The sequence below is a fragment of the Saccharothrix sp. CCNWYY140 genome (assembly GCF_037401995.1).
GTDB lineage: Bacteria > Actinomycetota > Actinomycetes > Mycobacteriales > Pseudonocardiaceae > Actinosynnema.
Map to the genome: position 1 here is coordinate 229,381 of NZ_JBBEGC010000002.1, position 6,551 is coordinate 235,931.

At 70.6% G+C, this 6,551-nt stretch carries 8 protein-coding genes; 7 read left to right on the top strand and 1 reads right to left on the bottom strand.

Translation table 11 applies throughout. The features are described from left to right. Nucleotides 1-3: 3 nt before the first annotated feature. The 6 genes from WBN91_RS02345 to WBN91_RS02370 are packed head-to-tail and all read left to right on the top strand — an operon-like array spanning nt 4 to nt 5,355. A complete protein-coding gene (locus tag WBN91_RS02345; RefSeq protein ID WP_337722909.1) occupies nt 4-126 on the top strand; it encodes a hypothetical protein in 123 nt (40 codons plus the stop codon). Then, a complete protein-coding gene (kdpF, locus tag WBN91_RS02350) occupies nt 123-218 on the top strand; it encodes a K(+)-transporting ATPase subunit F (protein WP_337722910.1) in 96 nt (31 codons plus the stop codon). Before WBN91_RS02345 ends, kdpF begins: the two co-directional genes overlap by 4 nt. Then, nucleotides 218-1,840, top strand: coding sequence for a potassium-transporting ATPase subunit KdpA (gene kdpA / locus WBN91_RS02355; RefSeq protein WP_337722911.1), 1,623 nt, complete (start codon nt 218-220; stop codon nt 1,838-1,840). Before kdpF ends, kdpA begins: the two co-directional genes overlap by 1 nt. Next, the gene (gene kdpB / locus WBN91_RS02360) at nt 1,837-3,831 is read left to right on the top strand and encodes a potassium-transporting ATPase subunit KdpB (protein WP_443217640.1); all 1,995 of its coding nucleotides are present in this window, start codon (nt 1,837-1,839) and stop codon (nt 3,829-3,831) included. The genes kdpA and kdpB overlap by 4 nt, the downstream gene beginning before the upstream one ends. Nucleotides 3,832-3,848: 17 nt before the next feature. Beyond that, nucleotides 3,849-4,370 carry a potassium-transporting ATPase subunit C gene (locus WBN91_RS02365; RefSeq protein ID WP_443217646.1) on the top strand — a complete coding sequence of 174 codons (522 nt, stop codon included), beginning with the start codon at nt 3,849-3,851 and terminating at the stop codon, nt 4,368-4,370. A gap of 13 nt (nt 4,371-4,383) precedes the next feature. After that, complete coding sequence (locus tag WBN91_RS02370; RefSeq protein ID WP_337722914.1) at nt 4,384-5,355, top strand: zinc-binding alcohol dehydrogenase family protein; 972 nt, start codon at nt 4,384-4,386, stop codon at nt 5,353-5,355. Here the strand turns inward: WBN91_RS02370 and WBN91_RS02375 are convergent. Further along, complete coding sequence (locus tag WBN91_RS02375) at nt 5,352-5,708, bottom strand: winged helix-turn-helix transcriptional regulator (RefSeq protein WP_337722915.1); 357 nt, start codon at nt 5,706-5,708, stop codon at nt 5,352-5,354. The two genes, WBN91_RS02370 and WBN91_RS02375, sit on opposite strands and share 4 nt — an antisense overlap. A 65-nt stretch (nt 5,709-5,773) precedes the next feature. Here WBN91_RS02375 and WBN91_RS02380 point away from each other — a divergent pair, with 65 nt between their 5' ends. Then, on the top strand, nt 5,774-6,445 hold the full coding sequence (locus WBN91_RS02380; protein ID WP_337722916.1) for a DsbA family oxidoreductase: 672 nt from the start codon (nt 5,774-5,776) through the stop codon (nt 6,443-6,445). The last annotated feature ends 106 nt before the right edge of the window (nt 6,446-6,551 follow it).

A 6,551-nucleotide genomic window follows, 5' to 3' on the forward strand; every position in this document is an offset into this window, starting at 1 on the left:
GGCGTGAACCGCTCGTCGAGGGTGTCGAAGGGGGAAGCGCACATGGCCGACCTGGCCTACGCGGTGCTGCTGATCGGGGTTTTCGGGCTGCTGGCGCTGGGCGTGCGCGGGCTGGAGAAGCTGTGACCGGCACAGTGGCCAACACTGTCGGCGGCGTGCTCGCCCTGCTGCTGATCGGGTACCTGGTCGTCGCGCTGGTCCGGCCGGAGAGGTTCTGATGTCCTCGACCACCGCCGGCCTGCTCCAGGTCGGCCTGCTGATCGTCGCCCTGGCCGCGGTGCACCGGCCGTTCGGCGACTACCTCGCCCGCGTCTACACCTCGACCGGGCACCTGCGGGTGGAACGGGCGATCTACCGGGTGGCCCGCGTGGACCCCGATTCCGAGCAGCGGTGGACCACCTACGCGTACGGCGTGTTGGGGTTCTCGTTCGTCGGGGTCGTGCTGCTGTACGTCCTCCAGCGGGTCCAGTCGCTGCTGCCGTTCGACTTCGGCCGGGGCGACGTGGCCCCCGGGATGGCGTTCAACACCGCCGTCAGCTTCGTGACCAACACGAACTGGCAGTCCTACGTGCCCGAGACCGTCCTGGGCCACACCGTGCAGGTGGTCGGGCTGACCGTGCAGAACTTCGTGTCCGCCGCGGTCGGGATGGCCGTGGCCGTCGCCCTGGTCCGGGGGTTCGTGCGGCAGCGGACCGACCGGCTGGGCAACTTCTGGGTGGACTTGGTGCGCGGGGTCACGCGCGTCCTGCTGCCGGTCGCGTTCGTGTTCGCGGTGGTGCTGGTGGCGCTGGGCGTGGTGATGAGCTTCCGGTCCGGCGTCGCCGTGGACGGGACGACCGTCGCCACCGCCCCGGTCGCGAGCCAGGAGGCGATCAAGGAACTGGGCACCAACGGAGGCGGGGTGCTCAACGCGAACTCCGCGCACCCGTTCGAGAACCCGTCCGGCTGGTCGAACCTGGTCGAGATCTTCCTGATCCTGCTCATCCCGGTGTCGTTGACCCGCACGTTCGGCACGCTGGTCGGCGACCGGCGGCAGGGGTACGTGCTGCTGGGCGTCATGGGCGTGCTGTGGGGCGCGATGCTCGCGTTGATCTGGGCGGCGGAGGCGCACGGGCTGCGGCCGTTGGAGGGCAAGGAAGTCCGGTTCGGCGTGCCGTCCTCGGCGTTGTTCGCCGACGCCACCACGGGCACGTCCACGGGCGCGGTGAACTCGCTGCACGACAGCTACACCGGGCTCGGCGGCGGCGGGACGCTGCTGAACATGCTGTTCGGCGAGATGACGCCGGGCGGGGTCGGCACCGGCCTCTACAGCATCCTGATGATGGCCGTGATCGCGATGTTCCTGGCCGGGTTGATGGTCGGTCGCACGCCGGAGTACCTGGGCAAGAAGCTGGGGCGGCGCGAGGTGACGGCCGCCGCCGTGTCGATCCTGGCCATGCCGGCGGTGATGCTGGTCGGCGCGGGCATCGCGGCGATCCTGCCCAGCACACAAGGCGTTCTGAACAACCCCGGCGCGCACGGCTTGTCGGAGATCCTTTATGCGTACGCGTCGGCGTCGAACAACAACGGCAGTGCGTTCGGCGGTATCACGGTGACCAGCGACTGGTTCCAGGCGTCGCTGGGTGTGTGCATGGCGCTGGGCCGGTTCGTGCCGATCGTGGCCGTGCTGTGCCTGGCCGGATCCCTTGCCGCGCAACGGAAGGTGCCGGCGACGGCGGGCACGCTGCCCACCACCGGCCCGTTGTTCGCGGGTCTGCTCACCGGGGCGGTCGTGCTGGTCGCGGCGCTGACCTTCGTCCCCGCTCTCGCTCTCGGTCCCATCGCGGAGGCTTTGCTGTGACCATGACGGAAGTGCGCCCGCCGGAGGTCGCCGCGGCGGTGAAGCCGCTGGCCGGTGCGGTGCCGGAGGCCTTGCGCAAGCTGCACCCGCGCCACCAGGTCCGCAACCCGGTGATGTTCGTCGTGTGGGTCGGTTCGGTGCTGGTCACGGTGTTCGCGATCGGTGACCCGGGCGTCTTCACGGTCGCGGTGGCGGTGTGGCTGTGGTTCACCGTGCTGTTCGCGAACCTGGCCGAGGCGGTCGCCGAGGGACGCGGCAGGGCGCAGGCGGAGTCGTTGCGGCGCACCAAGAAGGACACGGTGGCTCGGCTCGTCGACGGCCGGACCGTCCCCGGCGCGCAGTTGGGTGTCGGCGACCTCGTGGTGGTCGAGGCGGGGGAGACGATCCCCGGCGACGGTGACGTGGTCGAGGGCATCGCGACCGTGGACGAGTCGGCGATCACCGGCGAGTCCGCGCCGGTGGTCCGGGAGTCCGGCGGCGACCGGTCGGCGGTGACCGGTGGCACCACCGTGCTGTCGGACCGGATCGTCGTGCGGATCACCACCCGGCCCGGCGAGTCCTTTGTGGACCGGATGATCGCACTCGTCGAGGGAGCCAAGCGGCAGAAGACGCCCAACGAGATCGCGTTGACGATCCTGTTGTCCACCTTGACGATCATCTTCCTGCTGGCCGTGGTGGCGTTGCAGCCGTTCGCGGTGTACTCCGGCGGCGAGCAGTCGGTGGTCGTGCTGACCGCGCTGCTGGTGTGCCTGATCCCGACCACGATCGGCGCTCTGCTCTCGGCGATCGGCATCGCGGGCATGGACCGGCTGGTGCGGCGCAACGTCCTGGCCAGTTCCGGCAAGGCGGTCGAGGCGGCCGGGGACATCGACACGTTGTTGCTGGACAAGACCGGCACCATCACGTGGGGCAACCGGCGTGCCACCGAGTTCATCCCGGTCGGCTGCGACGTGGACGTCCTGGTCGACGCCGTGCGGCTGGCCAGCCTCGCGGACGGCACTCCCGAGGGGCGCAGCATCGTGGAGCTGTGCGTGACCGAGTACGGCCGCCCGGCCGAGGCCACGGACCACGAGAAGACCGGCGAGGTGGTGCCGTTCACCGCGCAGACCCGGGTCAGCGGTATCGACCTGGACGGACGGCGGGTGCGCAAGGGCGCGGCGAGCGCGTTCGCGGTGTCCGAGGAGGTCCGGCGGGTCGTGGACGGGATCGCCGCTTCGGGCGGGACCCCGTTGGTGGTGGCCGAGGACGACGTGGTGCTGGGCGTGGTCCGGCTGTCGGACGTGGTGAAGCCGGGCATCAAGGAGCGTTTCGCCGAGCTGCGCGCGATGGGCATCCGGACCGTGATGGTCACCGGCGACAACCCGTTGACCGCCAAGGCGATCGCGGCCGAAGCCGGGGTGGACGAGTACCTGGCCGAGGCCACGCCGGAGGACAAGCTGGCGCTGATCCGGCGAGAGCAGGAGGGCGGGCGGTTGGTCGCGATGACCGGTGACGGCACCAACGACGCCCCGGCGCTGGCGCAGGCCGATGTGGGCGTGGCCATGAACACCGGCACCTCCGCCGCGAAGGAGGCCGGGAACATGGTGGACCTGGACTCCGACCCGACCAAGCTGATCGAGGTCGTGGAGGTCGGCAAGCAGTTGCTGATCACGCGGGGCGCCCTGACGACGTTCAGCGTGGCCAACGACCTGGCCAAGTACTTCGCGATCCTGCCGGCGATGTTCGCGGCCATCTACCCGCAGCTGGACCGGCTGAACGTCATGCACCTGGGCTCGCCGCGGTCGGCGATCCTGTCTGCGGTGGTGTTCAACGCGGTGATCATCGTGGTGCTTATCCCGTTGGCACTACGGGGAGTGCGGTACCGGCCGACTGGTGCGGCGGCGTTGTTGCGGCGGAACCTGCTGGTGTACGGGGTTGGTGGCGTTGTCACGCCGTTCGTGGGGATCTGGTTGATCGACTTGCTTGTGCGGCACGTCCCAGGGATCGGGTGATCTTCGTGGTGAAGCAGATGGTGGCCGGGCTTCGTGTGCTGCTCGTGCTGACTGTGCTGACCGGTGTGTTGTACCCGTTGGCGGTGTGGGGTGTGTCGCGGCTGCCCGGGTTGAGGGCGAATGCCGAGGCCGTGGACACGACGTTGGTGGCCGTGGACCGGGAAGGGGACCGGTGGTTCCACACCCGGCCTTCCCTGGCGACGCTCCCGGCGTCCGGCGGGTCCAACAAGGGCGAGCGCAACGCCGACTACGACGTGGTGGTGGCGCAGCGGCGGGCTGCCGTGGCCCAGCGGGAAGGGGTGGCCGAGGACCTGGTGCCCCAGGACGCTGTCACGGCGTCGGCCTCCGGGCTGGATCCGCACATCAGCGCGGCTTACGCCGAGTTGCAGGTGCGGCGCGTGTCTCGGGTGAACGGGTTGCGCGAGGACGTGGTGCGGCAGTTGGTCGCCGAGCACGTCGACGGGCGCGGGTGGGGGTTCGTCGGTGAGCCGGGGGTGAACGTGACCGCCCTGAACCGTGCGCTGGAGGCCGTGCGCTGAGACAGTGGCGGTCATGCGCGCGTGGAGGGTGCTGCGACCCGGACCGCTGGTGACGGCCTCGGAGGAACCGGTGCCGGAACCCGGTCCGGGGGAGGTGCTGGTCCGGGTGACGGCGTGCGGGGTGTGCCGGACGGACCTGCACGTGGCTTCCGGTGACCTGCCGGTGCACCGGCCCGGTGTCGTGCCGGGCCACGAGGTGGTGGGCGAGGTCGTCGCCGGGCCGATGCCGGCGGGCACCCGGGTCGGCGTGGCGTGGCTGCGGGGGACGTGCGGGACGTGCCGGTACTGCGTGCGCGGGGCGGAGAACCTGTGCCCGGCCTCGGTGTACACCGGCTGGGACGCCGACGGCGGGTACGCGGAGTACACCACCGTGCCCGCCGCCTTCGCCCATCCGCTGCCCGACGGGTACACGGACGTGGAGCTGGCGCCGTTGTTGTGCGCCGGGATCATCGGTTACCGGGCGCTGCGGCGGACGTCCCTGCCGCCCGGTGGCCGGTTGGGCATCTACGGGTTCGGCGCGAGTGCCCACCTGGCCGCGCAGGTCGCGTTGGCCGAAGGGGCGGTGGTGCATGTGATGACCCGCAGCGCGGCGGCCCGTGAGCTGGCTTTGGCGTTGGGCGCGGTGTCGGCGTCCGGGGCGGCGGACCGGCCGCCGGAGCCGTTGGACGCGGCGGTGCTGTTCGCGCCGGCGGGGGAGTTGGTGCTGCCGGCGTTGGAGGCGCTGGACCGGGGTGGGGTGCTGGCGATCGCGGGCATCCACCTCAGCGATGTGCCGCGGCTGGACTACCAGCGGCACCTGTTCTACGAGAAGGAAGTGCGCAGCGTCACGGCCAACACGCGGGCGGACGCGCGGGAGTTCCTGGCCTTCGCGGGGGCGCACCGGCTGGCGGTGTCGACGTCGGAGTACTCGTTGGGGCGGGCGGACGAGGCGCTGGCGGACCTCGCCGCCGATCGGGTCAACGGGGCGGCGGTACTGGTTCCCTAGCGCTGGGCGTTGGCCCGGTTGGCCATGACCGCGGGCATGTTGGCTTCGAGGTGGTCGATCAGGGTCTGCATGTGGTCGGCCGTGGACTCGCCCAGCGGTGTGAGGGAGTAGGTCACGCTGGGCGGCATGGCGGTGAGCACCTCGCGGTGCACGAAGCCGTCGCGCTCCAGGCACTGGAGGGTCTGGGCGAGCATCTTCTCGCTGACCCCCTCGACCCGGCGGCGCAGGGCGTTGAACCTGGTCGGACCCTGCCGCAGACCGGCCAGGACCAGGACGGGCCACCGGCCGGTGAGGTGGTCCAGGGCACCCCGGGACGGGCAGTCCTTCGCGAAGACGTCGTACTTCACCCGCATGGCCCCCGTGTACTGTGGAATAGTTAGTGCTGTCTATCGGTAAGTGTACCCACGTGAGGAAACCCGTGCGCGTCGAAATCTGGAGTGACCTGGTCTGCCCGTGGTGCTACATCGGCGCCGCCCGCTTCGAACAGGCCCTTGCGGGCTTCGAACACCGTGCCGACGTCGAGGTCGTGCACCGTTCCTTCGAGCTCGAACCGCACCGCGACCACACCGAGCCGCTGGCCGACATGCTGGTGAAGAAGCTCGGCCCGAGCGCGGTCGGACTGGACGACAAGGTCGCGGCCGTCGCCCACGGCGACGGGCTGGCCTACGTGACCGACCGCGAGGTCGGCAACACGGTCGACGCGCACCGGGTGCTGCACCTGGCCCGTGAGCGCGGCGTGGAACACCAGGTCTTGCAGGCGATGTACCTGGCCCACTTCGGCGAAGGCCGCTCGCTGTTCACACCCGAAGCGCTGACCAAGGTCGCAGTCGACGCGGGGCTGGACGAAGAGGACGTGCGACGCGTGCTGGAGTCCGATGCCTACCTCGACGCGGTCCGCGCGGACGAGCGCGAGGCGGCACGGTTGGGCGCCAACGGCGTGCCGTTCTACGTGGTGGACGGCCGTTACGGCATCTCCGGCGCGCAGCCGGTCGAGCTGTTTGCCAAGGCGCTGGAGACGGCGTGGGCGGACCGCCCGGTCCCCGTGCTCCAGGACGTGAACGCCTGCTCGGTCGACGGCGAGGGCTGCTGACGCTTTGAAGTAGCTCGCGCAGCAGACCTCCCACTTGGGCTTCTTCCGTCATCCCCGTATGGCCTGCCCGAAGGGCTACCACAGATTTCCCCGGGTGCAGCCGAAA

Coding starts and splice junctions, on each gene's coding strand:
- kdpA (WP_337722911.1), top strand. CDS start 218: ATGTCCTCGACCACCGCCGGCCTGCTCCAGGTCGGCCTGCTGATCGTC.
- WBN91_RS02365 (WP_443217646.1), top strand. CDS start 3,849: ATGGTGGCCGGGCTTCGTGTGCTGCTCGTGCTGACTGTGCTGACCGGT.
- WBN91_RS02370 (WP_337722914.1), top strand. CDS start 4,384: ATGCGCGCGTGGAGGGTGCTGCGACCCGGACCGCTGGTGACGGCCTCG.
- WBN91_RS02375 (WP_337722915.1), bottom strand. CDS start 5,708: ATGCGGGTGAAGTACGACGTCTTCGCGAAGGACTGCCCGTCCCGGGGT.